This window comes from Phytohabitans maris, assembly GCF_031085175.1.
In the GTDB taxonomy this organism is placed as follows: Bacteria; Actinomycetota; Actinomycetes; order Mycobacteriales; family Micromonosporaceae; genus Phytohabitans; species Phytohabitans maris.
On the sequence record NZ_JAVHUY010000035.1, the window covers coordinates 1 to 26,805 of the forward strand.

25 protein-coding genes and 2 pseudogenes are annotated in these 26,805 nt (G+C 70.5%); 4 read left to right on the top strand and 23 right to left on the bottom strand.

The window, feature by feature from the left end; translation table 11 throughout:
• Window positions 1–391: 391 nt before the first annotated feature.
• Window positions 392–601 (top strand): annotated as a pseudogene (locus tag RB614_RS30460) (biotin/lipoyl-containing protein); the annotation flags it as partial.
• Window positions 602–913: 312 nt separating this feature from the next.
• On the opposite strand, the gene RB614_RS30465 reads toward RB614_RS30460, so the two are convergent.
• Window positions 914–1,588 carry a TetR/AcrR family transcriptional regulator gene (locus RB614_RS30465; RefSeq protein ID WP_428983144.1) on the bottom strand — a complete coding sequence of 225 codons (675 nt, stop codon included), beginning with the start codon at window positions 1,586–1,588 and terminating at the stop codon, window positions 914–916.
• A gap of 354 nt (window positions 1,589–1,942) precedes the next feature.
• Here RB614_RS30465 and RB614_RS30470 point away from each other — a divergent pair, with 354 nt between their 5' ends.
• Together RB614_RS30470 and RB614_RS30475 are read left to right on the top strand one after the other, a co-directional pair.
• Entirely contained in the window at window positions 1,943–2,422 is a 480-nt protein-coding gene (locus tag RB614_RS30470) for a zinc-binding dehydrogenase (RefSeq protein WP_308716134.1), read from the top strand.
• Window positions 2,423–2,589: 167 nt separating this feature from the next.
• Window positions 2,590–3,285, top strand: coding sequence for a hypothetical protein (locus RB614_RS30475; RefSeq protein WP_308716135.1), 696 nt, complete (start codon window positions 2,590–2,592; stop codon window positions 3,283–3,285).
• A gap of 779 nt (window positions 3,286–4,064) precedes the next feature.
• On the opposite strand, the gene RB614_RS30480 is transcribed toward RB614_RS30475, so the two are convergent.
• From RB614_RS30480 to RB614_RS30500, 5 genes are read right to left on the bottom strand one after another with little or no spacing between them, the layout of a single operon-like run.
• Complete coding sequence (locus tag RB614_RS30480) at window positions 4,065–4,688, bottom strand: hypothetical protein (RefSeq protein ID WP_308716136.1); 624 nt, start codon at window positions 4,686–4,688, stop codon at window positions 4,065–4,067.
• 8 nt (window positions 4,689–4,696) lie between these two features.
• Complete coding sequence (locus tag RB614_RS30485) at window positions 4,697–5,452, bottom strand: hypothetical protein (protein ID WP_308716137.1); 756 nt, start codon at window positions 5,450–5,452, stop codon at window positions 4,697–4,699.
• Window positions 5,449–6,306 carry an ABC transporter ATP-binding protein gene (locus RB614_RS30490; RefSeq protein ID WP_308716138.1) on the bottom strand — a complete coding sequence of 286 codons (858 nt, stop codon included), beginning with the start codon at window positions 6,304–6,306 and terminating at the stop codon, window positions 5,449–5,451. Before RB614_RS30490 ends, RB614_RS30485 begins: the two co-directional genes overlap by 4 nt.
• On the bottom strand, window positions 6,303–7,124 hold the full coding sequence (locus RB614_RS30495; RefSeq protein WP_308716139.1) for a hypothetical protein: 822 nt from the start codon (window positions 7,122–7,124) through the stop codon (window positions 6,303–6,305). The genes RB614_RS30490 and RB614_RS30495 overlap by 4 nt, the downstream gene beginning before the upstream one ends.
• A gap of 13 nt (window positions 7,125–7,137) precedes the next feature.
• Window positions 7,138–7,677: an RNA polymerase sigma factor gene (locus tag RB614_RS30500; RefSeq protein ID WP_308716140.1), complete on the bottom strand. Its 540-nt coding sequence runs from the start codon at window positions 7,675–7,677 to the stop codon at window positions 7,138–7,140.
• 1,334 nt (window positions 7,678–9,011) lie between these two features.
• On the opposite strand from RB614_RS30500, the gene RB614_RS30510 reads away from it, so the two are divergent.
• Window positions 9,012–9,695, top strand: coding sequence for a hypothetical protein (locus RB614_RS30510; RefSeq protein ID WP_308716142.1), 684 nt, complete (start codon window positions 9,012–9,014; stop codon window positions 9,693–9,695).
• A 120-nt stretch (window positions 9,696–9,815) separates the two neighbouring features.
• On the opposite strand, the pseudogene RB614_RS30515 reads toward RB614_RS30510, so the two are convergent.
• The 17 genes and pseudogenes from RB614_RS30515 to RB614_RS30600 form a co-directional block, all read right to left on the bottom strand.
• Window positions 9,816–10,082: pseudogene (locus RB614_RS30515) on the bottom strand (ATP-binding domain-containing protein); the annotation flags it as partial.
• Window positions 10,083–10,358: 276 nt separating this feature from the next.
• Complete coding sequence (locus RB614_RS30525; RefSeq protein ID WP_308716143.1) at window positions 10,359–11,582, bottom strand: pyridoxal-phosphate-dependent aminotransferase family protein; 1,224 nt, start codon at window positions 11,580–11,582, stop codon at window positions 10,359–10,361.
• A gap of 53 nt (window positions 11,583–11,635) precedes the next feature.
• A complete protein-coding gene (locus RB614_RS30530) occupies window positions 11,636–12,796 on the bottom strand; it encodes an amidase family protein (RefSeq protein ID WP_308716144.1) in 1,161 nt (386 codons plus the stop codon).
• Entirely contained in the window at window positions 12,793–13,875 is a 1,083-nt protein-coding gene (locus RB614_RS30535; protein WP_308716145.1) for an acetamidase/formamidase family protein, read from the bottom strand. Before RB614_RS30535 ends, RB614_RS30530 begins: the two co-directional genes overlap by 4 nt.
• A gap of 31 nt (window positions 13,876–13,906) precedes the next feature.
• Complete coding sequence (gene hydA, locus RB614_RS30540) at window positions 13,907–15,295, bottom strand: dihydropyrimidinase (RefSeq protein ID WP_308716146.1); 1,389 nt, start codon at window positions 15,293–15,295, stop codon at window positions 13,907–13,909.
• Window positions 15,296–16,603: a (2Fe-2S)-binding protein gene (locus RB614_RS30545; RefSeq protein ID WP_308716147.1), complete on the bottom strand. Its 1,308-nt coding sequence runs from the start codon at window positions 16,601–16,603 to the stop codon at window positions 15,296–15,298.
• A complete protein-coding gene (locus tag RB614_RS30550; RefSeq protein ID WP_308716148.1) occupies window positions 16,600–17,778 on the bottom strand; it encodes an NAD(P)/FAD-dependent oxidoreductase in 1,179 nt (392 codons plus the stop codon). The genes RB614_RS30545 and RB614_RS30550 overlap by 4 nt, the downstream gene beginning before the upstream one ends.
• A complete protein-coding gene (locus RB614_RS30555) occupies window positions 17,775–18,689 on the bottom strand; it encodes a dihydrodipicolinate synthase family protein (protein WP_308716149.1) in 915 nt (304 codons plus the stop codon). Before RB614_RS30555 ends, RB614_RS30550 begins: the two co-directional genes overlap by 4 nt.
• The gene (locus RB614_RS30560; protein WP_308716150.1) at window positions 18,676–19,494 is read right to left on the bottom strand and encodes an aspartate/glutamate racemase family protein; all 819 of its coding nucleotides are present in this window, start codon (window positions 19,492–19,494) and stop codon (window positions 18,676–18,678) included. Before RB614_RS30560 ends, RB614_RS30555 begins: the two co-directional genes overlap by 14 nt.
• A complete protein-coding gene (locus RB614_RS30565) occupies window positions 19,491–20,234 on the bottom strand; it encodes an aspartate/glutamate racemase family protein (RefSeq protein ID WP_308716151.1) in 744 nt (247 codons plus the stop codon). The genes RB614_RS30560 and RB614_RS30565 overlap by 4 nt, the downstream gene beginning before the upstream one ends.
• Before the next feature lie 26 nt (window positions 20,235–20,260).
• A complete protein-coding gene (locus RB614_RS30570; protein ID WP_308716152.1) occupies window positions 20,261–21,517 on the bottom strand; it encodes a metal-dependent hydrolase family protein in 1,257 nt (418 codons plus the stop codon).
• A 27-nt stretch (window positions 21,518–21,544) separates the two neighbouring features.
• Window positions 21,545–22,273 carry a GntR family transcriptional regulator gene (locus RB614_RS30575; protein WP_173155310.1) on the bottom strand — a complete coding sequence of 243 codons (729 nt, stop codon included), beginning with the start codon at window positions 22,271–22,273 and terminating at the stop codon, window positions 21,545–21,547.
• Between the two features lie 16 nt (window positions 22,274–22,289).
• Window positions 22,290–22,964 carry a GntR family transcriptional regulator gene (locus tag RB614_RS30580; RefSeq protein ID WP_308716153.1) on the bottom strand — a complete coding sequence of 225 codons (675 nt, stop codon included), beginning with the start codon at window positions 22,962–22,964 and terminating at the stop codon, window positions 22,290–22,292.
• Window positions 22,965–22,999: 35 nt separating this feature from the next.
• Window positions 23,000–24,058, bottom strand: a complete 1,059-nt coding sequence (locus RB614_RS30585; RefSeq protein ID WP_308716154.1) for a 2,5-dihydroxypyridine 5,6-dioxygenase NicX family protein — start codon at window positions 24,056–24,058, stop codon at window positions 23,000–23,002.
• Window positions 24,059–24,082: 24 nt separating this feature from the next.
• On the bottom strand, window positions 24,083–24,958 hold the full coding sequence (locus tag RB614_RS30590) for an ATP-binding cassette domain-containing protein (protein ID WP_308716155.1): 876 nt from the start codon (window positions 24,956–24,958) through the stop codon (window positions 24,083–24,085).
• Complete coding sequence (locus RB614_RS30595) at window positions 24,955–25,968, bottom strand: ABC transporter ATP-binding protein (RefSeq protein WP_308716156.1); 1,014 nt, start codon at window positions 25,966–25,968, stop codon at window positions 24,955–24,957. Before RB614_RS30595 ends, RB614_RS30590 begins: the two co-directional genes overlap by 4 nt.
• Entirely contained in the window at window positions 25,968–26,771 is an 804-nt protein-coding gene (locus tag RB614_RS30600) for an ABC transporter permease (RefSeq protein WP_308716157.1), read from the bottom strand. Before RB614_RS30600 ends, RB614_RS30595 begins: the two co-directional genes overlap by 1 nt.
• Between the last annotated feature and the right edge of the window lie 34 nt (window positions 26,772–26,805).

A 26,805-nucleotide genomic window follows, 5' to 3' on the forward strand; every position in this document is an offset into this window, starting at 1 on the left:
CTGCCCCATACTGCGTTGCGTGCAGCTCATCGGCTCGGTATGGCGTGTCGGGTTGCCCCTTGTGGTTGTCGCGAGCACCGCCCTCGCGCTGGTGTCAGCTATTCGTGCCCGAGCAGAGCCGTCACCGATCTCGCGTCCCCACGGCTGGCTCGTCGCCCTCATCTGCCTCACGCTGGCCGGCGATGCCGCACTCGGGGATCAGCGCCCAGCATTCGAACGGCAATGGAAGGGCGCCGCCGCAGTACTTCTCGGCCTGGCCGCCACTACCGTCCTGTGGAAGCACTACCGCTCGCGACGATGTGACCCTGCTACAACCCGGCAGAAGCAGCCCACCCCCGCGGTCACACTGGCCAACACCGCACGGCACGGCGACCTCGCCGTGTTTGTCACGATGCCGGCATTCGGCGAGCACGTCGTCGAGGCCACCGTGACACGCTGGCTCAAACATGTCGGCGACACCGTCGAGGCAGGCGAACCGCTGGTCGAGGTCTCCACCGACAAGGTCGACACCGAGATACCCGCGCAAGCTTCCGGCACCCTGCTGGAGATCAAGGTCGCGGCAGGAAAGACCGCACCGGTCGGGGCGGCAATCGCAGCGATCGAGCCTTCTGCCGGCACGTCCGACGGCAGCCAGCGGAGTAACTGACCAGCCGAACAACAGCACAGCCCGAACCGGCCGGCCAGTTCCCGGTTAACAGCTCGTAGCGCGCGGCTCGCGGCAATAGCGGATGTGCCGGGAAGGGCTTCGAGTGCCCGGTACGTTACGCCGTGAGGGTGGGGATGGTCCTCAAGGCTGGTGCCCGTACGCGGGCGAAGCTCGGCGTGCTGACTCCAAGGCGGATCGCCGCAGGGTGCTGATCAATGTTGCGGTGCTGGCTGTCATCGCCGGCCGCGCGACGGTCCGTGAGCGTTGCTATGCGGAGGCTCTCAGGGGCTCAAGGGCGGCTAGGACGAGGTCGAGGCCGAAGATGAACTCCTCCGCCGGGTCGTAGCCGGCAGCGACGAGCGCCGCGGCGGACTCGTTGAGGTAGGGGAACTCGTCGGGAGGAAGCTGGGGCAGGAAGACGTCCTCGGTCATGTCCGCGAGCTCGTCGGCGGTGTCGAACGGCAGGCTGGCTTCCTGCAGGGCGAAACCGTAGACATAGCTGTCGAGCAACCAGTTGGCGTGCGTCGCCATCACGACCGGGAAGCCGGCCCTGCGCAGGCAGGCGGTGACCGCTTCGCGGTGGCGCAGGTTCGCGGGCCCGGGCGATGTCCGCGACTCCATCAGGCCGATCGCCCACGGGTGGCGTGCGAGAACCTGTCGGGCGGATACCGCCCGCCGTCGCATCGCTGACTGCCAGTCGGTCTTTTCGGGCGGGAGCTCGATCTCCTCGAACACGACGTCGATCATGGCGTCCAGCAACTCCTCCTTGCTGGCCACGTAGTGGTAGAGCGACATCGCGCCCGCGCCGAGCGAGCCGGCCAGCCGGCGCATGCTCAGCCCGTCGACCCCCTCGCGGTCGGCGAGCCGGACCGCCTCGACCACCACCCGCTGCTTGCTCAGCCCCGCGTCTGACGCGACCTGGCGTTGTTCCCTGGCGGCCACGGGTCTCCTCGCTCCCTTGAACGGCTTGACGATCGTACGTTGTACGCCCATAGTACAGTGTACGACGTACAGCGTACGAGCCAGCGAAAGTCCACCGCGGACGTGAGGAGCTTCTGTGGGAACCGAACAGCGATCCAATGCCGGAGACCGCCTGGTGCCACGGGACGCAGTAAAACGCCTGCGTCCCAGCGGGCAACCTCGTGTCCGCGCCTGCCAACCTGTCGGTCGTGGACGCGGCAGCGGTCCCGACGCCGGCCATGACGGCGTTGCAGGCGTTACGCGACATCGCGAACGTTTCGACCGGGCCAGACGGCGCTGGTCACGGGCGCGTCGGGCGGCGTGGGCTCCTTCGCCGTGCAGATCGCCAAGGCGTTTGGCGCCGAGGTGACGGGTGTGTGCAGCACCCGCAACGTCGACCTGGTCCGATCGCGCGGTGCCGACCATGTCGTTGACTACACGAGGACCGACTTCACCCGCACCGAAAAGCGCTACGACGTCATCCTCGACAACGTGGAAGCCCAGCCCCCGGCGGATGTCCGCCGAGCGCTGACGCCCACCAGCACCCTCATCCCCAACAACGGACCCGGCGGCCGCCGGCTCGGCCCCCTCGGTCGGATCGTCAAAGCGCGCGTGCTGTCCGGGTTCACCCGTCAGCAGCTGAAGTCCTTCCTGTCGGTCCCGAAGCGCCAGGACCTGCTCACCCTGACCGCCCCCCTCACGACCGGGCAGGTCACGCCGGTCATCGACCGCACCTACCCCCTCGACGAAGCAGCCGACGCCCTCCGCTACGTCGGGGCCGGCCACACCCGAGGGAAGGTCGTCGTCACCGTCTGACAACCGGACCCGACGAGAACGACCCAACCCGTGCTCATGCACGCCCAGACCTGCCGCCACACCGGCGGACGGGCCGCTGCTGTCGAAGGAAGACCCGATGACCATCCGAACGAACACCCCGAACCTGCTCGACAACCCGCCATCGGACTGAAACGAAGGAGCAAGAGATGAGATCACCGCAGAACACCGCCACCACGCCAGCCCGCAGTTGGTTCGTTCGAGGCCGGCTCGTCGGCGCCGCGGCGATCGCGTTCACGGTGTCGGTGGCGATAGAGAACGCGGTGCTCGCGGGAACGGGCGCGCCGACCTACGGCGCTCCGATCGACAAAGTGCTGGCCTACTACGCGGCCAACCGCGACGCGGTCGCGATCGCGTCCGGTCTGGTAGCCCTCTACCTGCCGCTGCTGCTCGTGTTCCTGACCGGCCTGCACGGCCTCGTGCAGCGGCGCGGCGCAGCGGGCACCGACTGCTCGCGCCTCGCCGTGACCGCTGGCGCGACGCTGTCGGCCACCTTCGTGCTTGTCAACGCCCTACAGATCGGGCTCGCGCTCTCCGCCGGCGGGCTCGCCGAGCCGACGCCCGCGTTCGAGCTCGTCTGGCAGATTCACGCGGCGGCGTTCGCACTGGCGCTGCCGACGCTCGGCACCACCTGCATCGGCGCGGCCCTCGCCACGCACGCGAGCGGGCTGACTCCAGCCTGGCAGCGCCTGCTCGGCCTCGTGGGCGGGAGCCTGCTGCTCGCCGCGGGACTCGGCAACCTCGCGATCGCCGACGGCTCGCCGCTGATCTTCGGCGGGCTCCTAGGGTTCGCCGCCTGGCTCGCCTGGCTACTCGCGACCGGCGTACGCCTCGCCCGGTCCTGACCCAGACGAGGACAGCGCCAAGGTCGCGCCGAGGTCGCCGACCTGATCGCTATGCGGGACCTGGCGGTTGAGGATTGCCCGTCCGGATCAGTTCACGCAGAGGCAGAAGGGGTGACCTGCCGGGTCGAGGAAGACCCGGAAGGACGTACCAGGCTGGTGCGGGTGTTTTGTTGCGCCGATCGAGCACTGCCACCTCTGCGGCATCGAGGTCGTCAACGATTACATCGACGTGCATCTGCAGAGCACGCCGAGGACGATGCCAGACGGGCCCGGCTGATCCAGGTGACCGCCGATACGGACGTACCGGCGCCAGGTGATTCCACCTCGAAGCCTGACATCGTCACCGAGGACGACGGATCCGGTATGGCCGGCGGCGCTTCCGGCAGCAGCAGCGGTGGTTCCGGGATACCAGGCCACCCAGATGCTGCCCGCTGACTCGCACCGTGCCTCAACCGCCCAGTCCAGGGCTACCGGTAGGTGGAGCCTCAGGCACTATGCGGCCCGCCAGGGCGCAAGTCCAAAAGCTCCACCGGCAACACCCGCCTCATCGTCGACGCCAGCGTTGTCCTCGGCTGCGGAGATCGCGTTGGAACGCGCTGCGTACCGCGCTCGGACGGTTCAGCGTTGGCAGGAACAGCAGCGTGCCGCGGCTGAAGCCAAGCGCCTGGCCGGCTTCTGGCCTTTGTGGTGGATGCGCAGACATGGCCGCAGCGGGCCGGGTCGGCTGTCATGGTCAGGTTCTGCCTGGATGCGCGGTTGTAGCCTTGATCGTTTTGGGGTCACCTGCGGGTCGGCCAGCGCGCGGCCGGGTCGCGCATCGCGGCCACGAGCGCGCACGTCGCGGCGACCGCGATGCCTGACCAGCGCAGGTGGGCGGGCGTCCACTCCCGGCCGAAACCGACCAGCATCGGGGCCTGTGGAATCGACGCGGCCAGCAACAGCCCGGCTAGAAGCAGGGGCGTGGTGATGATGCCGGGCTGGTCGAATCCTTGGCGGCGGGCCCACGCGGCCACGGCCCATGTCACGGTGACCGCGGCGGCTAGCTCGGTCGTGAGGCCGAGGCCGAGGCTCCACCGATCGCCCGCCGCAGCCGAGGGGAGGTAGACCGCGAGCACCGCCGCCCACACCGGCGCGACGACCGCCACGGCACAGCCGATCCGCAGCCACAGCCGGCGCGCCAGGCCGTACGGGCTGGCCTGCAGCGTGATCGCGGCGCTGTCGTCGAGCGCGTAGCCGCTGCCCAGGGCCAGCAGCAGACCCACGACGCGCAGGTCGCCGATGGCGTCGTGCGGGTGGCCGAGGCGAGCCAGCAGGTACGCGGCGACAGCGGCGGCGCTGGTGGCGAACGGGGCCAGGCGCAGGCTGCGTACTAGGTGGCCGCTGCGGACCAGTTCTCGGGCCACAGGGGGTGTCATGGCAGCTGGAGCCCGCCGAGGACGAGGGTAGCGGCCAGGACCGGCCCGCCGATGAGGACCAGCCGGCGGCCGTGGGAGCGGTACACGGCGGCGATGGCGGCGCAGGCGCAGAGCCCGGTCAGGTACGCGACGTGCAGCCACGGCCGGCCCGGCGGCGGCTCCCAGCCCTCGAACGTCATCCCGGTCGTCCACCACATCCACCAGGTGCCGCCGTGGATGCGGCGGAACGCGACGAGACCGCCCAGCGTCGCGGCCAGGAAGGTGACCAGCACGCCGCCGGCGAAGGGCAGCCAACGGGCGGCGAGGACGCCGAGCAGTCCGGCGCCGGCGATGACGAGCGGAAGCTGGGCCAGCTCGCCGGCGTTCATCAGGTCCTTGGCCGGGATGTCGTTGAGGCCACTGATGACGGCCATGGCCGCCGCCGCGACGGCGCCGATGCCGGCCAGAGGCAGCGCGATGCCCAACGCCATCGCCCAGGTCCGGCGGGTGTCCGAGGTCGGGGTGACATGCAACATCTCCTCGGCCCGGCCGCGGCGGGCACCGCTGGCGACCAGGTTCGCCGCGAACAGCACGATGATCGGCCCGAAGAACGCGACGGCGATGAAGATGGTGACGTACCAGTAATCGGCGTCGCGGCCGTCGCTGGCCGAGTCAGCGGCGGAGGTCACGGCGACAACGACCGGCACCAGCCACAGCACGGGGTGCCGCAGGAGACGGCGGGCCTCCCGGCCGATCAGGATGGCGGTGCTCACGAGTGGGTGACCTCCAGATCGGGCTCGCCCATGAGCAGGAGGTACGCGTCCTCCAGCGTGGGTGGGATCAGCTCGGCGCCGGCCGGCGGGTCGCCGACGTTGCGGTAGACGCCGTCGCCGGTGCGCCACGCCGCGAGGGCGGCGGCCGACCTCTGGGTGCCGGCCCACACACGGCCTGCGGCCTGGGCGGTCAGCTCGTTGGGGGTACCGGTGAATCGGACCCGGCCCTGGTGGAACACGGCGATCCGGGTGCACAGGGCGGCGATGTCCTCGGTCTGGTGGCTGGACAGGACCACCGTGCGCCCCTCGCCGGCATGGGAGATCATCTCCCGGAACCGCAGCCGCTGCTCGGGATCGAGGCCGACCGTCGGCTCGTCGAGGACGAGCAGCTCGGGATCGCCCAGCAGGGCCTGGGCCAACCCGACCCGCCGCCGCATGCCGCCGGACAGGGCCCGGATCCGCTTGGCGCTGACCGACGCCAGCCCGGTCAGCCCGATGACCCGGCGAACCTCGTCGTGCCGGGCCCGCCGGTCGGTCATCTGCTTCAGGATCGCCACGTAGTCGACGAACTCGAAGACGGTGAACCCCCGGTGGAAGCCGGCGTCCTGCGGCAGGTAGCCCAGGCGTTCACGGATCCGGGTCCGGTCGTCGGGGCGCGACGGATCACGGCCCAGCAGCCTCACCGTGCCCCGGTCCGGCGCCAGGACGGTGGCGATGATCCGCAGCAGGGTCGTCTTGCCGGCGCCGTTCGGGCCCAGCAGGCCGGTCACCCCCTGGCCGGCGTCGAGGTCGACGCTGTCCAGCGCCGTCGTGCGACCGAAGGATTTCGTCGCGCCCCGCACCCGTACAGTCATCCACTTCTCCCCAGTTTGATCGTGACGGTGTTACGGGTGACGGCGAGCCACAGGCCGCCGCCGACGGCCACCGCGAGCCAGAAGATCTGGGCGCCGACGCCGAAGGCGACGTCGAGGTGGCCAGCCATGGCCGTCGGCGTGGTCACCAGCACCCAGGCCGTGGCCACAACGCCGACCGCGACGACCGGTGTCATCCGGGCCGTCAGCACCAGCGCGGCGCAGGTGAGCCCGGCCGTGGGCAGCAGCCAGGCAGCGGCCAGCCAGTGCGAGCCGGGTAGCGCGAGCCCGGCCGCGGCCACGATCGGCACCGTCACCGCAAGGACCGCGGCCGTGCGGATCAACAGCAGTCGCAGTCCCGAGTACGGCGCGGCCAGCCCGATCTCCCGGGTCGGATCGAGGCCGCCCGCGAACGCGAACGCGACACCGGCCAGCGGCCCGAGCGGAGCGGCCACGAGCAACATCCGCAGCAGGCGCTCGTCGACCTGAGCCGCCCAGACGGACAGCGCGAGTACACCCGCGATCCCCAACAGCCACGGCCCCCGCAGCGTCGGCGTGGCGGCGACCAGGCGCGCCGTGGCCTCGCCCACGCCGAGCCGGGCCAGCATCCGTTCGGGCCAGCTCGGCCGTGGCGCGTCGACCCGGTCGACCACCTCGTGCCAGATCGCCTCGACCCGCCGGGTATCGACGTGCGACGCGATCGCGTCCCGGCACGTCACGCACTTCATCAGGTGCGCCTCGGCCGACGCGGCCAGGCCCGGCGGGGCAATCCCCTGCGCGTACCGGCGGATCGCCTCCGGATCCAGGTGCCAGACGGTCATCGCAACCTCCCCGTCATGCCAGCCGCTCCCGCAGCAGGGCGCGGGCGCGCATCATCCGTGTCTTGACCGTGCCGGGCGGGATGCCCAGCAGCCGGGCGGCCTCTCGCGTGGTCAGCCCGTCCAGGACCGTCGCCTGTACGACCGCCCGCAGCTCCGGGGACAGGCTGGCCAAGGCCGCGCCGACATCGCCGTACTGGACGGCGAGCAGGACGTGCTCCTCGGCCGACCTCTCGACGCCAGCGAACCCGGTCAGCTCAACGCCCGGCGGCCGGCCCCGCCGCAGCGCATCGACCAGCCGGCGGATACCGATACCCCAGATCCACGCGGCCACCTCGCCCCGGCCGTCCCACCGCCCGGCCGACCGCCAAACCACCACAAACGTGTCCTGCACGACCTCATCGACAAGCTCCGGCGACGAGCACCGCCGCCCCAGACGTACCAACAGCCACGGCAGATGCCGCCGGTACAGCTCAGCGAACGCCTCCCGGTCACCATCCACGATCGCCGCGAGAAGCTGGGCATCCTCCCGACGATCCGGCGATCGCGTCAGCACGCGCGACCTCCCGGTTCTCGGACCTCGACGAGGCCAAGAGTCACATGCCCCGCGATCCGGCTCCCATCCACGCCCTGTTCGTCGCACCCGGCGGGGCGAACGGTTCACCAGACGTGGCGCAATCACTCAGAGTGAGCCTGCGCGGGTTCGACCCGTCTGGTCCGCCGGTGCCGCCGCTGGTGGCGGTGCGCGCGTTCCTCCAGGCACTCGGCGTACCATCCACGGCGATCCCCGCCGGCCTGGACGCGCAGGTCGGCCTTTACCGAAGCCTGTTGGTCGGCAGGCGAATGCTGGTCGTGCTGGACAACGCCCGCGACTCCGACCAGGTTCGCCCGCTGCTCCCCGGCTCGGCCGAATGCGTGGTCGTCATTACCAGCCGCCACCAGCTGACCAGCCTCGTCGCCGCCGATGGCGCGCACCCCCTTGGCGCTGGACCTTCTCACCCCTACCGAGGCACACCGGCTGCTGGCGCAGCGCCTGGGAGAGCACCGCCTCACGGCCGAACCCGCGTGCCTGCCGCCGCCAGCCTCGCCGGCATACCCGCACGCCGGGCACGACAACTCCTGGCCGAACTGAGCAGCGCCCACCTCACCACCGAACACCTGCCCAACCGCTACACCTTCCACGATCTGGCTGTGCGAGTACGCCAGCGAACAGGCACACGCCCACGACACCGGCGAACAGCGCCGCGCCGCCACCGGTCGAATGCTGGACCACTACCTGCACACCGCCAACACCGCCAGCCTCCTCCTCGGCCCGCACCGGGATCCGATCACCCTCGCCCCGCCCACCCCCGACCTCACGCCAGAACCGCTCACCGACCACGGCCAGGCACTGGACTGGTTCACCCGGGAACATCCGGCGCTGGTAGCGGCAATCCATACCGCTGGCACGCCGGCTTCTATGCCCACACCTGGCAACTCGCCGACGCACTCGGCCGGTTCTTCAACCGCCAAGGACGCTGGCACGACTGGCACAGCACCGCCCAGGCGGCGCTGCACGCGGCGCGGCGCGTACGCGACCGCCGTGCGCAGGCCAGCGCGCACTGCTGGCTCGCCGAGCTCTACGCCTGGATCGGCCGCCACGACACCACCTCAGCCGATACCAACAGGCCACCACCTGCTACCAGCGCGCGCTTGAGCTGTTCCGCGACCTTCGCAACCGCTACTACGAAGCCAAAGTCCTCAACCGCCTCGGCGACACCCACCACACCGCCGGCCAACCACACGCCGCACACCACACCTGGCCACTCGCCTGGACCATCCTCCATCAACTCGACCACCCCGACGCACCCACCGTCCGCGCCAAACTCACCGTTGAGTGCTTGACCTGCGATGAACAACCTCGAACGGGCTGCGCACCGGACAGCGCCCGACCGCCGAGCTTGTCGACCGCTACAACGTGCGCTGCAAACCGATCCGGGACCTGCTCGTGCGGTACTGCCAGGAACGCCGCGCCGGCATGGACTACGGCTCATTCCGCGGCCTGTCGGACTCCTCGCCGGCAGCTTCTGGGCCGACCTGGAACAGCACCACCCCGGGATCGACTCGCTCAACCTGTCCAACGACGTCGCGCTGGCCTGGAAGGAGCGGACCCGCCTCACCCGCGACCGGCGGTTCCCCGGCCGGGAACGACGTGACCGGGCCGCGTTGTTCTTCCGGGTCCGTGCCTTCTACCTCGACATCGCCGAGTGGGCGTTGGAAGACCCGTACTGGGTGCAGTTCGCCGCGCCCAGCCCCGTCCGCCGCAGCGACACCCGAGGGCTACACCAAGACCAAGAAGCAGGTCACCGCTGCGATGCACCAAGCGGGTCCGCGAACGTCTACCGCAACTGCCGGGCGGCATACTGGGTGGGTGCCGATGGGATCTGGCAGGTCGGCGCTACCGCCGATCGTTCAGCCGTGCGTGACTACCGCGAAGTCCTTGGGCACGCGGGCGCGCATACTGCTGTCGCGGGCCTGTCCTCCGGCTGGCGGCTAAACGTTGTGGACGCTCATGCAATTGGGCTCTGGCGATGATCTTGTGGTGAGTCAGCTGTTGGCGTGTCGCCTGCCGTCCGATATGGACTGTGGTAGCTGACCGCGGTGCGATCTTGAGCGGCTGTTGCCGCACTTGGCGGAGGTCACGATCGACCGGATTCACGAGGCCGACGGATCCTCGAGGCGGTGCGTGAGCGCGGTGTGCCGGCGCCCGGCACCGGCAGTGCGCACCGCGATCGCGAGGGCCTTGCGGCTGCCGACGAGCACGACGAGGCGTTTGGCGCGGGTAGCCGCGGTGTAGAGCAGGTTGCGTTGCAGCAGGGTATAGGCGGCCATGGTCAGTGGGATCACGACCGCCGGGTATTCGCTGCCTTGGGAGCGGTGCACGGTGATCGCATAGGCGTGCTGCAACTCGTCCAGTTCGTCCATTGAGGTCAAGGGCGCCGCGCACTACCTCCCGGCACACGCCGGGAACCTCGACACCATGACCACGGCCGGCCTCAAGGCCGCCGAGCGGATCGCCGCGAGCCGCGTGGCAGAAGCGGAGCGCGAGCGATGAGTGCCCCGATCTTCGTCCAGGATGGCACCCTACTCAACGGCAGGCACGCGGTACGCCACCGGCCACAGCCGAGAAGGTTGGCGAGATCGCGCGCGCGCCGGACGCAGCGGGTGTCGACGCGATCGAGGTCGCCGGTCGCGGTGTCACTCATCGGCGTAGACATCCTTCGCGGCTGCGACGCCGCCGCCCGCCGTCACCGAAACGCTGAAGCCGCGGAGCACCTGCTCCAGTGCGGCGAGCGTGGCTAGGACCGCGTCAGTCCGGGCGTTGTAGCCCATCGTTCCGATCCGCCACACCCGTCCGGCCAACGGGCCGAACGAGGTGCCGATCTCGATCCCGAAGTCGGCAAGCATGGCCGCCCGCGCCTTGTCGCCCGGCACGCCATCGGGTATCCGCACGGCGACCACGTTGTTCATTTTGTGCTCGACGTCGCCGAACACATCCAGCCCGAGCCCTGTGACGCCGGCGAGCATCGCCCGGCCGTGCAGCTCGTGGCGGGCGACCGCGTGGTCGATGCCCTCCTGGACCAGCAGCCGGGCGCACTCGCGGGCGGCATAGAGCATCGAGGTGGCCTCGGTGTGGTGGTTGAGCCGGCGCGGTCCCCAGTAGTCCATGATCTGCGCGAGGTCGAGGTAGTTCGACGCGATCGGGGTGCCGCGTTCGACGTCGTCGGCGTCGCGAATGCCCTCCTCGATGTGCTTGCGGGCGTCGATCACCGCGACCGCCCGGGGCGAAATCGTGATCGGCGCGCTTCCGGACGGCCCGCCGAGGCACTTCTGGAGGCCGGCGGTGACGACGTCGACACCCCACGCGTCGGTGCGGAACGAGTTCCCGCCGAGGGTCGCGGTGGCGTCGCAGTAGAGGAGGGCGTCGTACCGCCGGCAGATCTCGCCGACGTCGGACATCGGCTGGCACATGGTGGTCGCCGTGTCGCCGTGGACCACGGCGAGCACCTTCGGCCGGACCCGCGCGACGGCGGCCTCGATCAACTCGGGCTCGAACACCTCGCCCCAGGGCACCTCGATGGTGTGGACCTCGGCCGCGCAGCGCTTGGCGATCTCGACAAGGAGGTGGCCGAACCGGCCGAAGACCGGCACCAGCACCCGGTCACCCGGCTCGATCAGTGAGACCAGCGCAGCCTCGATGCCGGCCCGCGACGTGCCGTCGACCAGGAACGTCTGCTCGTTCGAGGTATAGAAGACCGCGCGGTACAGGGCCATCGTCTCGCTCATGGCGTGGGTCATCGCCGGGTCGAACTGTCCCACGAGCGGTGCCGCCATGGCGCGCAGCACCCGTGGGTCCGCGGTGATCGGGCCAGGTCCCATGAGCAGGCGTGGGGGTGGGTTGATCGGTTCTGGAACGCTCACGTGCTTCTCCTGAGCCGGAAGAGGAGGTCGTCCGCCGCCCATCGGGGTTTGGTTCACGCCAAGCTCACGGCGAGATCGAGCAGGTCTCTGTCGCGGCCGGTCGCGGCGACGAGGCAGACGCCGGTCGGGAGACCCGACTCGGTCCGCAGCGGCAGGCTGACCGCCGGGAGGCCGCCGAGCCCGGCGAGACACGTGAGCCGCATGGTGGCGTCGCGGACCGCCGGGAGCCCGCCGCCGGCCGGCGGGGCGACGGAGGACGCGCTCGGGAGCACGAGCACTCGGTCGCCTATCAGGTCGCGGATCGTGCGCCGGGCGGCACCGGCCGCCCGGCGAGCGGACGCTGCCGTGGCGGCGTCGATGGTGGCCGCGTGCTCGAACCTTCTCCGCACGTCGTCACCGAGGGTGTCGAGCCGGGTGGCCAGCCAGCCACCGTGGCGCTGCCAGGCCTGGTACGCCTGCCAGGTCTGGAAGGCCCGTCGCCAGTCGTCGATGCCGATCCCTGGCCACCGTTCCGTCGCCGCTCCCCGCACGCGTAGCCAGGCACCGACCGCCGCCGCTATCTCGGGTTCGGCGAGCGCCAGCAGCGCGGGTACGACGACCAGGTTGGTGGTGCCGCCCGGCCCTTCGGGAGGCAGCAGCACCTCGCCGACCGCTTTGAGGACCTTGGCCGACCGGGTCAGCCAGCCGACGGTGTCGAAGTCGGACGCGAGCGGCAGCAGCCCGGCTCTGTCGACGACACCGTGCGTCGTGCGGATCCCGAAGCAGCCCTGGTAGGCGGCGGGCACCCGGATCGAGCCGCCGGTGTCGGTGCCGAGCCCGACGGTGGCCTGTCCTGCGGCGACGGCGCTCGCGCTGCCGCTGGAGGATCCGCCCGGGAGCCGGCCCGGCGCCGCCGGATTGGGCGGGGTGCCGTAGTGGGCGTTGGTGCCGGCGAGCGAGTAGGCGAACTCGTCGGTGTGGGCGATACCGCGGACGGCGGCACCGGCGTCGAGCAGCCGGCGAACGGCGCCGGCATGGTCCGGCTCGACACGGGCGGCGGCAAGCCAGGCCGGATTGCCCGCGCCGACCCGCTCCCCCGCGACGGCGTAGAGATCCTTGACCGCGACGGTATGGCCGGTGAGGGGGCCGACTCCGGTGGCCGGCACCAAGGGGTCGCCGATGACTCGCCACACCGTTCCGGCGAACTCCGGCGTGCCCGCGGGTCCATCGCTCATCCGAAGTCTGCCTTGCGAATCGTGGCGTGCACGCCCTTCACCACGTCGACAACCTGGGAGATCCGGAAGTCGGTGGCGGCGGAGAGGTAGGCGTAGGCCAGGCGGGGGTCCATCCCGAACCCTGCCTGGAGCAGGGCGATCGCGGCGCGTACGCAGTCCTGCACCGCTTTGTCGAGATCCTCGTCGAGGCCGGTCGGGATCAGGTACTCCGTCGTCTCGGCCAGCGGCCCGACAAGTTGCCCGAAGCGCCGCAGCGCCTCCTCGCGGGCGACCACGTCGAACCGCAGAGTGACCCTCAGGCTCGCCTCCATGGCGGTCAGGGCGACCTCCCCGTCCCCCTGTGCGAAGTGCGGGTCGCCGACATAGGCGAGTGCGCCGGCGACCTGTACCGGTAGGTAGAGGGTGCTGCCCGCGGTGAGCAGGGCGATGTCGAGATTGCCGCCGTGCCGCCCCGGCGGCACGGAGCTCGGCCGTTCGCCGCCGGGCACCGCGACCCCCATCACGCCGAGGAACGGTGCGAGCGGGAACCGGACCCGCCGTTCGCCGCCCTCGACCAGCGGCAGCCGGCCGTGCCCGCCGTCCGCGTCGACCGTGGCGTACGCGCTGTAGACGGGCGCGTCGCCGAGGGGGTACTCGTCAGGTAGCGCGCCCTTGCGGTGGCGGTTCGAGATCACGCCGTACGGCACCCGCGGCGTCGCGTCGATCACGGTCATCGACAGCAGGTCGCCCACTCGTGCGCCGCGCACCTCGATCGGCCGCGACACCACGTGTGGGCCGTCGACGCCGAACTCGTGCGGGGCGGTGCTGCCCGCGAGCGCGACCGCGTCGTCGAGCACCTCGCTGGCGCCGTACCGCCCGAAGAACACCTTCGGATCGCGGCCCTGGTCCTCAAGGATCCCCTCATGACTGAGCGTGTCGACGGTCACCTCGGCGCCGGGGTCGATCCGCAGCACCGGCGCGTCGGCCGCGCACGGCAGGCGACCCCACAGCACGAGGTCGGGCGCGGCCGGTAGGTAGGTCGCCGCCCTGATCGGACCGGCGCCCGGCTGCAGGACGGGAGGGCCGGCGGTGACGTTCATGGCGTGGACCTTTCGCACGGGAGGAGACGCATCAGGAGACGGCGGACCTGGCGAGGAACCGACCGCGGCCAGGCGCACCGACATACCTGCCGTCCTCGACGATCCGCTCGCCCCTGCTCCACACCTGTGTGATCCGCCCCGACAGGACCCACCCCTCCCAGGGCGTGTAGTCCATGCGCTGATGCTGGGTGTCGGCACTGATCCGGGTTTCGCCGTCGGGGTCCAGCACGACGAGGTCCGCGTCGCTACCAGCCGCGATCACGCCCTTGCGCGGGTACAGGCCGAACTGCTTCGCCGGGGCGGTGGCGGTGAGCTCGACGAACCGCTCGATACCTAGCCTGCCGGTCGCGACACCCTGCCCGTACAACACTGGGAGCCGGTGTTCCACGCCGGGACCACCGTTCGGGATCTGCCGGAAGTCGTCCTTGCCGTAGCGCTCCTTGTCGACAAGGCAGTACGGGCAGTGATCCGAGCTGACGACGCTGAGGTCACCGAGCCCCAACCCGTCCCAGAGCGCGTCGCGGTGCTCCTCGCTGCGCAACGGCGGCGTGAGCACCACCTTGCCACCCTCAAAGCCCGGGGCCTCGTACATTTCGGGGTCGAGGGTGAGGTAGTGGGTACAGGTCTCCGCGGCGACCGCGCCGCCGTTGCGCCGGGCAGCCGCGACCGCCTCGACCGCCCCCGCTGTGGAGACGTGCACCAGGTAGATCGGTGCCGACGCCATGTCGGCGATCGCGATCGCTCGGCGAACCGCCTCAACTTCGGTCTTCGGGGGACGGGAGAGCAGGTGGCCGCGTGGGCCGGTCGTGCCGGCCGCCACGAGATCGGCGGCCAACCGGTCGATGACGTCGCCGTTCTCGGCGTGCACGCACACCTGAGCGCCGAGGCTGCCGGCCCTGCGAAGGACGTCGAACAGCTGACCGTCGTCGAGCATCAACGTTCCCCGGTAGGCCATGAACACCTTGAAGCTCGTGACGCCACTGGCGACCACGTCCGCGAAGTCGGCCATCGCGCCGTCGTACAGGTCGCTCACGCACATGTGGAACCCGTAGTCGACCACTGCCTTCCCGCGTGCCTTGTCCGCATGCGCGGCGAGCGAGTCCATCAGCCCCAGCCCCGGTGCCTGGGCCGCGAAGTCGACCAACGTGGTCGTGCCGCCCGCCGCCGCGGCGATGGTGCCGCTCTCGAAGTCGTCGGCGGTCTTCGGCCCGTTCAGCCCGGAGTCGAGGTGGGTGTGCACGTCGACACCGCCGGGCAGAAGGAGGCGCCCGCCAACGTCGACGACGTCCACGTCCATGGTCGTGGCCAGCTGGGACAGGTTACCGACCGCCGCGACGGCCTCGTCGACCACCAGCACATCGGCTCGGAGGCTGCCGGTCGCGCTGACGACGGTGCCGCCGGTGAAAAGCGTGCGAGTCATTCAAGGCTCCTGTCGTTTGACTAGTCGGTCTGCGTCTGCCTCGTGCCCGCGAGGCTGCGCCGGCGCGCGCAGCACGAGCGGCGTCAGGGGAAGGCGCGGACGCAGCCCCGCATCGAGTACGTCGGTCGAGACCCGCCCGCACCGCTGCGCCCACGCCGTCACCGCGGCCGCACAGCGCCGGCCCTGGCACAGCCCCATGCCCGCGCGGGTCACGGTCTTGACGTCCCGCGGCGTCGGCGGGTCCGGCAGCAACGGCACGATCGCCTCGAGATCGCCGAGGGTTACCCCCTCACACGGACACACGACGGTGTCCGCACCGGTGCCGGCGTCGGGGAGCGGCGTGCGCCCGGCGATGCCGGCCTGCCAACGGGCCAGCTGCCGCCCCCGCCTGACAGCCCTCCCGAGCGCGGTGCGCCGTCCCGGGGCGGGGCCGCCATCCAGGCCGATCAGCGTGGCGATCTCGTCCGCGACGAGCACGCCGTGCGCCGCGAGGCCAGCCGGTCCACGGACCCCGGCCGCGGCTCCAGCCGCCACGACAGGCAGCAGAGCGGCATCGTTGGCGACCACCCAGCCGCCGAGCACGGCGTCCCACGCGGATCGCGCACCGACGCTGCGAGCGAGCTCCGACGGCGGGATCCGCGAGTCGGCGACGATCACCCGGCGCACCGTCAGCGGATCATCCACGCCGGCACCGCGCGGATGCGCGCGCAGGGCGTCGCCGGCCCGCTCGATCGCGGCCAGCGCGGTCCCGAAACGGACGCGCACACCGCGACGGCGCAGCAGCGCCAGCAGCCGGACCGCCGGGAGGGCACCGACCCGCAGCAGTGCCGGCGCCCGGAGCAGATGTCCGAGCAGCGCCGCACGACCGAACGGAAGCCACACCTCGCGCGGCGTCCCGTGGCGCAGTGCGTCCTCGGTGGCACCGAGATGGCCACCGACGAGAAGCACGTCATCGTCGAGCGGCTCCCCCGGCTCACCCGCATGCTCGCCACCTGGAACGAGCGGTACCGTGCCGTACTCCGAGAGCGCGGAGACCACGGCACGACAACCGATCACGTCCGCCGGCAGCCCGTCCACGGCAAGGTCCACAACCATGCCCGCCGGGTCGCGGTCCCCCGCGCTGCCGGGGTCGCCCTCCTCCAGCGGTGTCACCGCCCAGACCTGGACCTGGCGGTCGTCGGCGAGGACCACCTCGGCGCCGCGGCGGCGCAGCTCGTCCACCACGGCCAGGGCCGCTTCGTCATGGCCGACCACGACCACGTCGACCGTGCGGTCCGGTCGTGGGTCACCCGCCGCCGGCGCACTCACCGCGTGCCTCCCGCGGCGACCCCGACAGCGGCGAAGCGACCGGGGGAGAAGGGCGTGAGATCGACGCCGGGATCCTGACCGAGTGCCAGGCGGGCCGCCGCCCAGCCACACGTCGGGCCGAGGGTGTAGCCGGTGTGACCGGCCACCGAGACGATCAGGCCGGGCTGGCCGGGTACTTCGCCGATGACCGGGATGTCGTCGGCGGGACTTCCGAGCAGGCCCTCCCAGGACCGGACGACGCGCAGCCCGTCGAGGCCGGGCACCACCCGTACGGCGTCGTCCATGCCCGCCCGCAGGCTGGCGCGCAGTGGCTCCGTACGCCAGCCGAGCGGGCCCTCCACGCGGACGACCCGGGCCGGGCGACCACCGCCGATCATCACGTTGCCGGAGGAGACCTGCTTGACGGACAGGGGCCGGGAGGTATGCATGACGAGGTGTTCCACCCGTCGGCTACCCGCTTCGGTGACCGACATGGTCAGGCCGCTGACCTCCATGGGCACCGTGGCGACCGGGCTCAGGACGCGCTCGGTCCAGGCGCCGGCCGCGACCACGACGATGTCGGCGTCCACGCCACCGCCCGGATCGGTGTCCACCCGCCACCGTCCACCGCTGCGGCGCAGCCCGCTCACGGCGCTGGTCAGGTCGAACCGGGCTCCCCGCTCGCGGGCGGCACGGGCCAGTTCGTAGCAGGCCGTTTTCGCGTCGACGTACCCCTCCCGGGCATGCCAGGACGCCCCGCGCACCCCGGACGCGACCTCGGGGACCAGGTCGACGAGGTCGGCCCGTTCGACGAACTCCGTCGTGAAGCCCGCGGCACGCTCCAACTCGACCTTCCGCCGCAGGATGTCGACGTCGTCGTCGGACTCGGCGACGACGATCCCACCGAAGTTGACCACTTTCACCCGGCCACCGGTCTCGGACGCCAGCGCCGTCCAGCGCCGATCGGCATCGTCGTTGAGCTCGATGATCCGCGCGTGCCGGCGGAACTCCTCTTCGCCGCCCTTCAACGCCGTGTAGCTCAGCTGGAGATGGAGGTTGGCCGCGGTCTGGGTGGATGCCTGGGTGGCGAGTCCCATCGGGTCGACGACGAGCACGTCGGCCTCGGGCGCGAGATAGTACGCGGCCGAGCAGCCGACGATGCCGGCGCCGATGACGAGGACGGAGGTGGCGGTCACAGCAGGCCGTGCCGCTCCAGCACTATGCGGAGACCCGCCACGGCGTGCTCGTCGAGGTCGCGCAACGGACGGCGCGGCCAGCCGCCGGGCTGACCGAGCATCCGCATCGCAGCCTTGATCTGGGATATCTGTGAGCCGTGGAGACCGACGAAGTTGTAGCCGATCATGTCGGACTGCTGCGCGTCGTACCGGTCGGCGTGCACGCGCGCGACGTCGATCTCTCCCTTCCAGTAGGCCTCGAAGAACGGCACGCCGTGCTGGGCGGCCAGTGCCCCGCCCTCGATGCTGCCCTGGCCACCGAGCTGGTCCATCACGCCGATACCGAGGCGGGTGATGTAGTTGGCGAAGAAGACCGACCGGGAGCCGAGTCGCGCGAGCGTGTCGAGGTGCTCGCCGTACTCCGGGGTGCTGTCCTTGACCGACACCACCTGTGGCAGGGCGACGAGCCGTTCGAGCAGGTCGGTGGACATGTTCACCGCGGTGCCTCGCGGCCAGTTGTAGACCATGGTCGGCCCGTCGACGGCCTCGGCGACCTCACGGTAGAAGTGGTAGATCTCGTCCTCGGTCGGGCGGGCGTACGGCGGCGGCGTGAAGAGGATGCCGTCGGCACCGTCGGCCAGTGCCGCTCGACCGAGATCGATCACGGTATCGGGGGTGAATCCGCTGACGCCCACCACGACGGGAAAGGCCCCGTTGACGTGTTCACACGCCACCCGGGCGACGTCGCGACGCTCCTGCGAGGTTTGGGCGTACCACTCCCCCGACGAGCCGTTGACCAGCACGCCGTGCACGCCCAGCTCCTGGTACAGGTCGAGCTGCTCGCGCCACATGGTGAGGTCGAGCCGCCCGTCCTGCGCGAACGGTGTGGTGGCGGCGGGCCAGTAGCCGCGCCACCGATCAGCGGGGATCACTGACAGTCCTTTCGACGTCGAGGAACTGGTGGGTGGATGGGTCCTCCGGCAGTGGCGGGAGAGAGGCCCACCGCGAGCGGGGCCACTGGGCCTGTCGGATGAACTCGGCCGCCGCGGGGTGCGTGCGCGACGAGCCGGACAGGCCGAGCTGGGCGAGTACACCCGCCAGCCGGACCGAGAGGGACAACGGCTCGATAACGGGGACGCCGACCTGGTCCGCGTCGGCCAGGCGCCGCTCGACGGCCGCCCCGGCACCCTGCATGGCGGTACAGCCGAGGACGACCACGTGGGCGCCGTCGTGTTCGACCGCGGCCTGGGCCTGCTCGCCCATCCGATCCAGCAGCAGGTCCTCGTCGTCGTGGAGCCGCTGGACCGGAACGTCGAGCGCGCGGGCTGAAGCGAACCGATGCCGCAGGCCCCACTTCCTGATCTGGTCCTCGACGACCTCGATGCTGCGCGGCAGGGTGACCAACACGCTGAAACGGCGTCCAAGCATGCACGCCACCTGGAACGTCGCCTGGGCCGGACCGACGACAGGGATACCGACGATCTCCCGGGCGGCCTGCACCCCGACGTCGCGCATGCAGCGGACCACGACCGCGTCCACGCCCTCGTCACGCGCGGCGACGACCCGGTCGACGACCTGACGCTCCACTCGCGCTACGTCATACGCCGCCTCGAGCGACTGCGGCACGTCGGCCATCCGGTCGACCTCGAGCCGCAGTCCGCCGGTCGAACTGATCACGGTCGCGTCGCCGTCCCAGGTCGAGCGCAACGGGACGACGATCCGGACGCGGGTGCTCATCGGCCGAGGTAGGACGTCGCGTCCGGATAGGTACGCCGGCTATGGCTGAGCCCCAGCTCGTGCAGGATCTGACCCACGCGGATCGTGGCCTGCAGCGGCTCGATGACCGGGATGCCGGGGTGCCCGAGCTCGGCCAGCCCGTCCCGCACCTTCCGCCCGATGCCGTCCATCGCCGTACATCCGAGGATGACGACGTGAGCGCCGTCCTCGACGACGGCGGCTTTGGCCTCCTCGGTGAGTCGCTTCACCAACAGCTCCTCGTCGTCGTGGAGGTGCTCGACGCCGATGTTGACCGCGCGGGCGGACGCGAACGAGTCCATCAGCCCGTGCAGCATGACCTGGTCTTCGACGACCTCGATGCTGCGGGGCAAGGTGACCAGCACGCTGAAGCGGCGTCCGAGCATGGCTGCCAGGTGCATGCTGGTCTGACCCGGTCCCAGGACCGGGATGCCGACCATCTCGCGCGCCGTCGCGATCGCGACGTCCCGCATGCAGTCGGTGACCACGGCGTTGGCGCCAGCACGCTCGGCGGCCATCGCGAGGTCGACCACTTCCCGCTCGACCCTGGCCACGTTGTAGGCGCACTCGAGCGTGGTCGGACCGTTCTCGTTGATGTGCACGATGTCGACGGCGAGTCCGTCACGCTCGAACGGCGCGGCGTCGCTGGTGCGGTTGCCGGAGTGCAGCGGGACGACGAGGTGGACGTTTGTCCGAGCCGAGTCGGAGTGGTGCTCGGTCATGCGCGGTCTCCTGTCGGTGGGATGGTTCAGGCAGTTGCCGTCGCCGAACGCTGGTCGCGCACGACCCGGCCGCCCTGGAGGACGTACTGGATCCGGGAGGGGGCGGCGAGTGCCTCGATGTCGTCGAGCGGGTTGCCGTCGGTCAGCACCAAGTCGGCGATCTTGCCGACCTCGACGGTGCCGAGATCGTCGGCACGTCCGATCAGTTCGGCGGTCGTGCGAGTGGCGGCCACCAGCGCGCGCTCGTTGCCGATGACGGCCGCCTTGTGGGTGAGCTCGCGGCCGCGGCGGTCCTGGACAGGCCCGACGATGTCGGAGCCGGACGCCATCTTGACCCCGCGGTCGACCATCACCCGCATTCCCTCGTCCCGGCGGCCCTGCATCGACTCGAGCTTGGCGATCTGGGCGGGCGTGATCCCGGCGGCCTCCCGCGCCTGGAGGAGGTCGTACGACACCGAGAGAGTCGGGACGACGAACACCCCTTCGGCGACGATCCGGTCGGCGGTCTCCTCGTCCATGTCCGTCCCGTGCTCGATGCACCGCACCCCGGCGTCCAGGGCGTTGTGCATCGTCGGTCTCGTGTGGCAGTGGGTGTGGACGTACGTGCCCCAGCTACGCGCCACGGTCACGGCGGCGCGAATCTCGTCCACAGTGAACTGCACGGACTCCAGGGGGTCGGTCGGGGACAACGCACCACCCCCCGCGAACATCTTGATCTGGGTCGCACCGCGGCGCAGCTGCTCGCGGGTCATCCGCGTGACCGCGTCGACCCCGTCCACCACCTCGGGACGCGCGACCAGTCCAGGGATCGTCGGCGGCCGCGAGCCGCCGTGGTGGGCGGGCCGAAGATCGCCGTGGCCGCCGGTCTGGGACAGCACTGAGCCCGACGGCAGGATGCGCGGGCCGCGGATCCTGCCGGATGCGACCAGGGTGGCGAAGATCGGCTCGGTGCCACATGCGTCGCGCAGCGTCGTGAATCCCTCGTCGAGGGCACGCCCGATGACATCGACGACCTGCAGGACGTGCTCGGCCCAGGGCAGGTCTCCATGGGTGCCGTCACTGCCGAGCAGCGCCACGTGCGCGTGGGCGTCCATCAGGCCGGGTACGAGAGTGAGCCCGGCGCCGTCGATCACGACGCCCGAGTCGCTGGACGCCGCCGCGGCGGTACCGCTCGGCGCTATCGAGGTGATCCGGCCGTTTTCGACGAGGACATCCTGCCGCTCACGGGTCGGTGCGCCGGTGCAGTCGACGACGTCGACGCCGACGATGGCGAGCGAGTTCATGGGGATTCTCCTGGTGGTGTCGGTGTCTCACAGCGGGCGCGACGCGCTGGGCCAGCCCCGAATGGCGTCGAGGAGGCGCTTCTCGAAGGAGGCGACGTGATCGACGAGGACCGTGCGAAGAACGGCCACGTCCCGGCGGCCCAGCGCGTCGGCGACCCGTTCGAAGGTGGGCAACAGGCCGTCGATGTGCTCGAACGTGGCGCCAGCGGCGTTGAGCATCCGCATGCTCTCGCCGACCAGCCGCCAGTAGAACGGCGCCAGGTACGGGTTGGCCGTCATGTCGAGGACTCGGCGGTGGAACTCGGTGTCGAGCGCGAGATCGGTCTCCACACCACCCTCGGCCTCGGCGGCCTTGCCGACGAAGGTGTCGAAGGCTTGGCACTGGGCTCGGGTCGCGTTCTTCACGGCCAGCTCGGCGATCACACCTTCCAACCCACGCCGTGCTTCGACCAGGGCGCCGTGGTTCTCGACCTCGACGCCGGCGACGTAGGTCCCCCGTCGCGGCATCACCTCGACGAGTCCGTCGTGGGCGAGCAGCCGGACCGCCTCCCGCAACGGTGTCCGCCCCACCCCCAGACGCTCCATCAGTTCGCTCTCCACGAGCACGGCACCCGCACGGAGGCGACCTAGCAGGATCGCAGCCCGCAACCGCTGGTACACGAGCTCGCCCTCGGTGCGGGACGGCTCGCCCCGCGGTGGCAGCACCGCGACCAGATCGTTGCTGATCACCAGGTCGTCCTCGGCCGGCGTCCTCAACGGTTGGCCCTCCTCATCAATGATCAGCTGGTTCAATGACTGTCGACGCGACCCGGCTACGCGGGAGCAGGTCCGAGATCCGGTGGGCGAACATGTCGATGTGCGCTCGCAGCTCGCGTTCGGCGGCATCCGCGTCGCGTACCTCGAAGGCGGCGACGATGGCACTGACGCTGTCGATCATCGCGGCCGGAGACGCCCGTACGTCACCGTGGCGCGCGATCGACATCTCCGCGTCAAGCTGCCGGATCAGCTCTTGCATCCGTTCGTTGCCGCAGTGTTGTGCGATCAGCCGGTGCATGGCGCCGTCGACCGCCTCGACATCCTCGGGCTCGAGGCTGCCACCCGCGCTGATCGTGTCGACCTGTTGGCGGAGCGCGGCGAGAGCATCGGTGGGTAGGTGCTCGGTCGCCACCCGCGCGGCGAACCCTTCGAGCAGCCAACGCAGCTGGTTGATCTCAAGCAGGTCGCGGACCGACACCTTGGTGACGCGTACCCCTTTGGTCGCCATCGGGGTGAGCATCCGCTCGCTTACGAGTCGCGCGACCGCGGTGTGCAGCAGCGCCCGGCTGGTCCCCAGCCGGTTGGCCACCTCGACCTGGTTGACCACCTCGCCGCCGCGCAGCTCACCGGAGACGATCAGGCCACGCAGCTCCTGGTAGACCCGTTCCCCTTCGGTGATCGTCCTCGCCATCGAGACCTCCTGTGTCGGCTCGGCACCTGGCTTGGTCAGGCGAGCGAGCGGCCAGGTGCGACCAGATCCGGAATCGTGAACTCGCCGCGAGAGACGATCTTCCGCCCATCGAGGTAGAAATCGTGGTTCCGAGTCGGGATGTCGCAGTGGAAGCTGGTCTCGTTCGTGCCGTCCGAGTGCCCGCCCGCGCTGGCACCGAACGCGATCATCATGTTGCCGTAGTAGCCCTCGGAGTCCATGACTCCCCCGCCTTCCCAGAAGCGCAGGCCCAGCGTCTCCCACTTCGCCCGGTGCTCGTTGCCCCACCCGATGTGGGAGATGAGGTACGCCCGGTCGTCGTTGGCCTGGCGGAAGAAGTCGGACAGCAGCCGGGCGTCGGCGCCCTCCCCGGTCATCGAGACGATCCGGCCGTTCTCGATGACGCACGTGATCGGCGACTGCACGTAGCGCTGCAGCGGGATGACGATGTCGCCAGCGTCGATGACGAGCGTGCCCTGGGCGGTGTAGTCCAGTGGGAAGCACGACGTGAACGCGGACGGCCAGTGGTCCCACCGGCCCGGAATGTCGCTGAAGCCCCACTGGCTCTTGCCCTTGCGGCCCTCCTTCGACATCACCAGGTCGGTACCCGCCTCGGAGGTGACCCGGATCTCCTTGGCCTCGTTCATCAGCTTCCCGCCGAACTCCCCGCGCTTCTTCAGCTCCTCGGTCGGGAACAGGCGGAGCAGGACGTCCTCGGGTTCCTCGATCATCAGGGTCTTCGCACCCGCGGCGAGCGCCTCGGTGTGCGCCTTGCTGTAGATCCAGTGGGTGTCCATGCTCGCGAGCAGGCCCACGACGAGCGTCGAGGACTTCCACGCCTCGACCACGGCACGGGATTCCATCCAGCCATTCCCGGCGGGCACGGTCAGCTGCAGGAACTCCGCCCCTACCAAGGCACTCGCGGCCATCAGAGCGGACACGTAGGACTCGTTGGACCTGGTGTTGGTGAAGGCGAGGACCGAATCGCCCGTGCCGATGCCGCACAGTTCCAGGTGGGCCTTGAACATCGGGGTCAGGTCAGCGCCGACGTGCGGGTTGGTGGGGACTCTGCGCATTGATGTATCTCCTCGTACTCTCGATCAGAGTGCTTTTCGGACTCGGTGGCTCACGCCATCCGCTCGGGCTCTGTCGGGCTGTCGCCCGGCTGGCGCCGCGGTGACCCGGGGTGACGCCTCCACGAGCTCCCGGGTGTAGTCGTTCTCGGGCCGATCGAAGATCTTGGCGGTGTCCCCGACCTCCACCATCTGCCCCCGCCGCATCACCGCCGTCCGGTCCGCGAGGTAACGGACGACAGCGAGATCGTGCGAGATGAACAGGTAGGACAGTTGTTCCTCGTTCTGCAGCTCGTGGAGCAGGGCGAGAATCTGTGCCTGGACCGACATGTCGAGAGCGCTGGTGGGCTCGTCGAGTACGACCAGGCTGGGACGGGTCACGATCGCCCGGGCGATGCCCACGCGTTGCGCCTGGCCGCCCGACAGCTCATGTGGATAGCGGCTGAGGAACCGCTGCGGAAGCCCGACCCGTTCGAGGACCTCGACCACCAGACGACGCCTTTCCGCGGGACCGAGATCTCGACGCAGGTGCAGTGACGAACCGACGATCTGCTCGGCGGTGTGCCATGGGGCCAACGAGTCGAACGGGTCCTGAAAGACCATCTGCATCGACGGGCGGAACCGGGCCAGCGCGCGCGGCGAGAGTCCCGTGAGGTTGCGGCCGTTGAGCAGAATGTCGCCGTCGTCCGGGGGTAGCAACGACATCGCGAGCCGCGCCAACGTCGTCTTTCCCGAGCCCGACTCCCCGACCACCGCGAGCGTCGTCCCCTTGTCGAGGGTCAGGCTGACGTCGTCGACCGCGCGGACCTTGCGTGCCTTCGGCCCGCGCCCGACCTTGAACGTCTTGCGGAGCCGGTGCAGTTCCAGTACGGGCGACTGCCGCGAGGTTTGGCCGGCACTCATACCTCGACCTCCTCGCTTCTGGTCGGGTGCCCGACGGCTGGGAGTTCCGCGTCCGCGACGGGATGGTGGCAGCGCACCAGTTGGTCGCCGTACGGGCGGGGAGCCGGATCGTCCGCCCGACACAGGTCGGTGGCGACGGCGCAACGCGGCGCGAACGCGCAGCCCTCGATCTGGTCACCCGGCGTCGGCACGGTGCCGGGGATCGCGACCGGTTCCACACCCTGTTCGAGGGCGACGGCGATGCCCTTCAGCCCGTGTGCGTACGGGTGTCCCTCGCGCAGCACGTCAGCGACCGGCCCGATGGCGACGACCCGGCCGGCGTACATGACCGCGACACGATCACACCAGGTGGCGATGACACCGAGATCGTGCGTGATCAACAGGCCGCCCCGGCCGTCGCGGACGAGCTGGCTCCGGAGCAGGTCCAGGATCTGCCGTTGCACGGTGACGTCCAGGCCGGTCGTCGGCTCGTCCGCGATGACGAGCTCCGGATCGTTGGCGAGCGCGATCGCGATGCACACCCGTTGGCACAGGCCACCGGAGAGCTGGTGTGCGTACGAGCGCATGACACGCTCTGGTTCGTGGACACCGAGACCGGTCAGGAGAGCGACCCCGCGCTTCCGGGCGTGCGTGCGGGACATTCGTCGACCGCGCCGGATGACCGCGACCAGTTGTGACCCGACGGTGAAGACCGGGTCGAGGGACAGCCGGGGGTTCTGCGGAACGAATCCCATCCGGGTGCCCCTCAGGTTGGCGTAGGCCCGCGGTGTGTCGAGTTCGGTGCCGTCGAACACGACGGAACCGGATATCCGCCGGGCCCCGTGCGGGAGCAGCCCGAGTACCGCTCGGGCGGTGAAACTCTTGCCCGCGCCGGTCTCGCCGACCACGCCGACCAGCTCACCGCGGCGGACTTCGAGTGCGACCTCGCGCAGCACCGGCACCTCGCCGCCGGCTCCGCGCACGGTCACCGAGACGTCGCGCATCTCGAGCAGGGCGCTGCGACTGTCCATCATCGACTCCTCCGCCGCCGCGGGTCCGCCCAGCGGGACAGGGACTCTCCGATGAGCGTGAAGGCCAGAGCCAGCAGCACGATCGCCAAGCCGGGGAACACCGATGTCCACCAGATCCCACGGGTCAGGCCCTCGGTCCCCGTCGAGATCATGTAGCCCCACTCGGGCAGTGGCGCCGGAACGCCGACGCCGACGAACCCGAGCGCGGCGGCCAACAGGATCGCCCACGCCGCCGAGGTCGCGGCCTGGGTGTAGATGACGCCCAGGTTGGCGGGCAGGACGTAACGCCGCATGATCTGGACCTCGGTGAAGCCCGAACAGCGCGCCGCCTCGACGAACATCCGGTCACGGATGGTCCGGGTCTGCTCGCGGACCAACCGGACGAAGGTGGGCGCCGACACGACTCCGATGACGACGCCCGTGATCCAGATACCTCGCCCGAACGCGCCCAGCACGGCGATGGCCAGCACGAGGAGCGGGAAAGCCTGGAAGACGTCGAGCAGTCGGGAAATCACGGTGTCGGTGGCGCGACCCCGGTACCCCGCGAGCAGACCGAGCGTTACCCCGACGACCAGAGCGACCGCGATCGCGATGAGGGCGATCAACAGGTCGTAGCGCGCGCCGTAGACGACCCGGGAGAAGACGTCGAACCCGCTGCGATCGGTGCCGAAGAGGTGCCCGTCCGTGCCGGGCGGGAGGTACTGGTCGGGGAGGTTCGCCTCCAACGGGTCGAACGGCAGATACAGCGGCGCGAGCAGGGTCGCGAGCAGGACGGTGGCGAGGATGCCGACGCCCAGGGCCAACCCCCTGGCACCCGTCCGGCGGCGAGGGCGTGGC

What these genes read in the sequence shown, in the direction of transcription:
- RB614_RS30475 (WP_308716135.1), top strand. Translation starts at nt 2,590, where the DNA reads ATGAGATCACCGCAGAACACCGCCACCACGCCAGCCCGCAGTTGGTTC.
- RB614_RS30490 (WP_308716138.1), bottom strand. Translation starts at nt 6,306, where the DNA reads ATGACTGTACGGGTGCGGGGCGCGACGAAATCCTTCGGTCGCACGACG.
- RB614_RS30495 (WP_308716139.1), bottom strand. Translation starts at nt 7,124, where the DNA reads ATGACCGTCTGGCACCTGGATCCGGAGGCGATCCGCCGGTACGCGCAG.
- RB614_RS30510 (WP_308716142.1), top strand. Translation starts at nt 9,012, where the DNA reads ATGAACAACCTCGAACGGGCTGCGCACCGGACAGCGCCCGACCGCCGA.
- RB614_RS30530 (WP_308716144.1), bottom strand. Translation starts at nt 12,796, where the DNA reads ATGAGCGATGGACCCGCGGGCACGCCGGAGTTCGCCGGAACGGTGTGG.
- RB614_RS30535 (WP_308716145.1), bottom strand. Translation starts at nt 13,875, where the DNA reads ATGAACGTCACCGCCGGCCCTCCCGTCCTGCAGCCGGGCGCCGGTCCG.
- hydA (WP_308716146.1), bottom strand. Translation starts at nt 15,295, where the DNA reads ATGACTCGCACGCTTTTCACCGGCGGCACCGTCGTCAGCGCGACCGGC.
- RB614_RS30560 (WP_308716150.1), bottom strand. Translation starts at nt 19,494, where the DNA reads ATGAGCACCCGCGTCCGGATCGTCGTCCCGTTGCGCTCGACCTGGGAC.
- RB614_RS30565 (WP_308716151.1), bottom strand. Translation starts at nt 20,234, where the DNA reads ATGACCGAGCACCACTCCGACTCGGCTCGGACAAACGTCCACCTCGTC.
- RB614_RS30570 (WP_308716152.1), bottom strand. Translation starts at nt 21,517, where the DNA reads ATGAACTCGCTCGCCATCGTCGGCGTCGACGTCGTCGACTGCACCGGC.
- RB614_RS30580 (WP_308716153.1), bottom strand. Translation starts at nt 22,964, where the DNA reads ATGGCGAGGACGATCACCGAAGGGGAACGGGTCTACCAGGAGCTGCGT.
- RB614_RS30585 (WP_308716154.1), bottom strand. Translation starts at nt 24,058, where the DNA reads ATGCGCAGAGTCCCCACCAACCCGCACGTCGGCGCTGACCTGACCCCG.
- RB614_RS30590 (WP_308716155.1), bottom strand. Translation starts at nt 24,958, where the DNA reads ATGAGTGCCGGCCAAACCTCGCGGCAGTCGCCCGTACTGGAACTGCAC.
- RB614_RS30595 (WP_308716156.1), bottom strand. Translation starts at nt 25,968, where the DNA reads ATGGACAGTCGCAGCGCCCTGCTCGAGATGCGCGACGTCTCGGTGACC.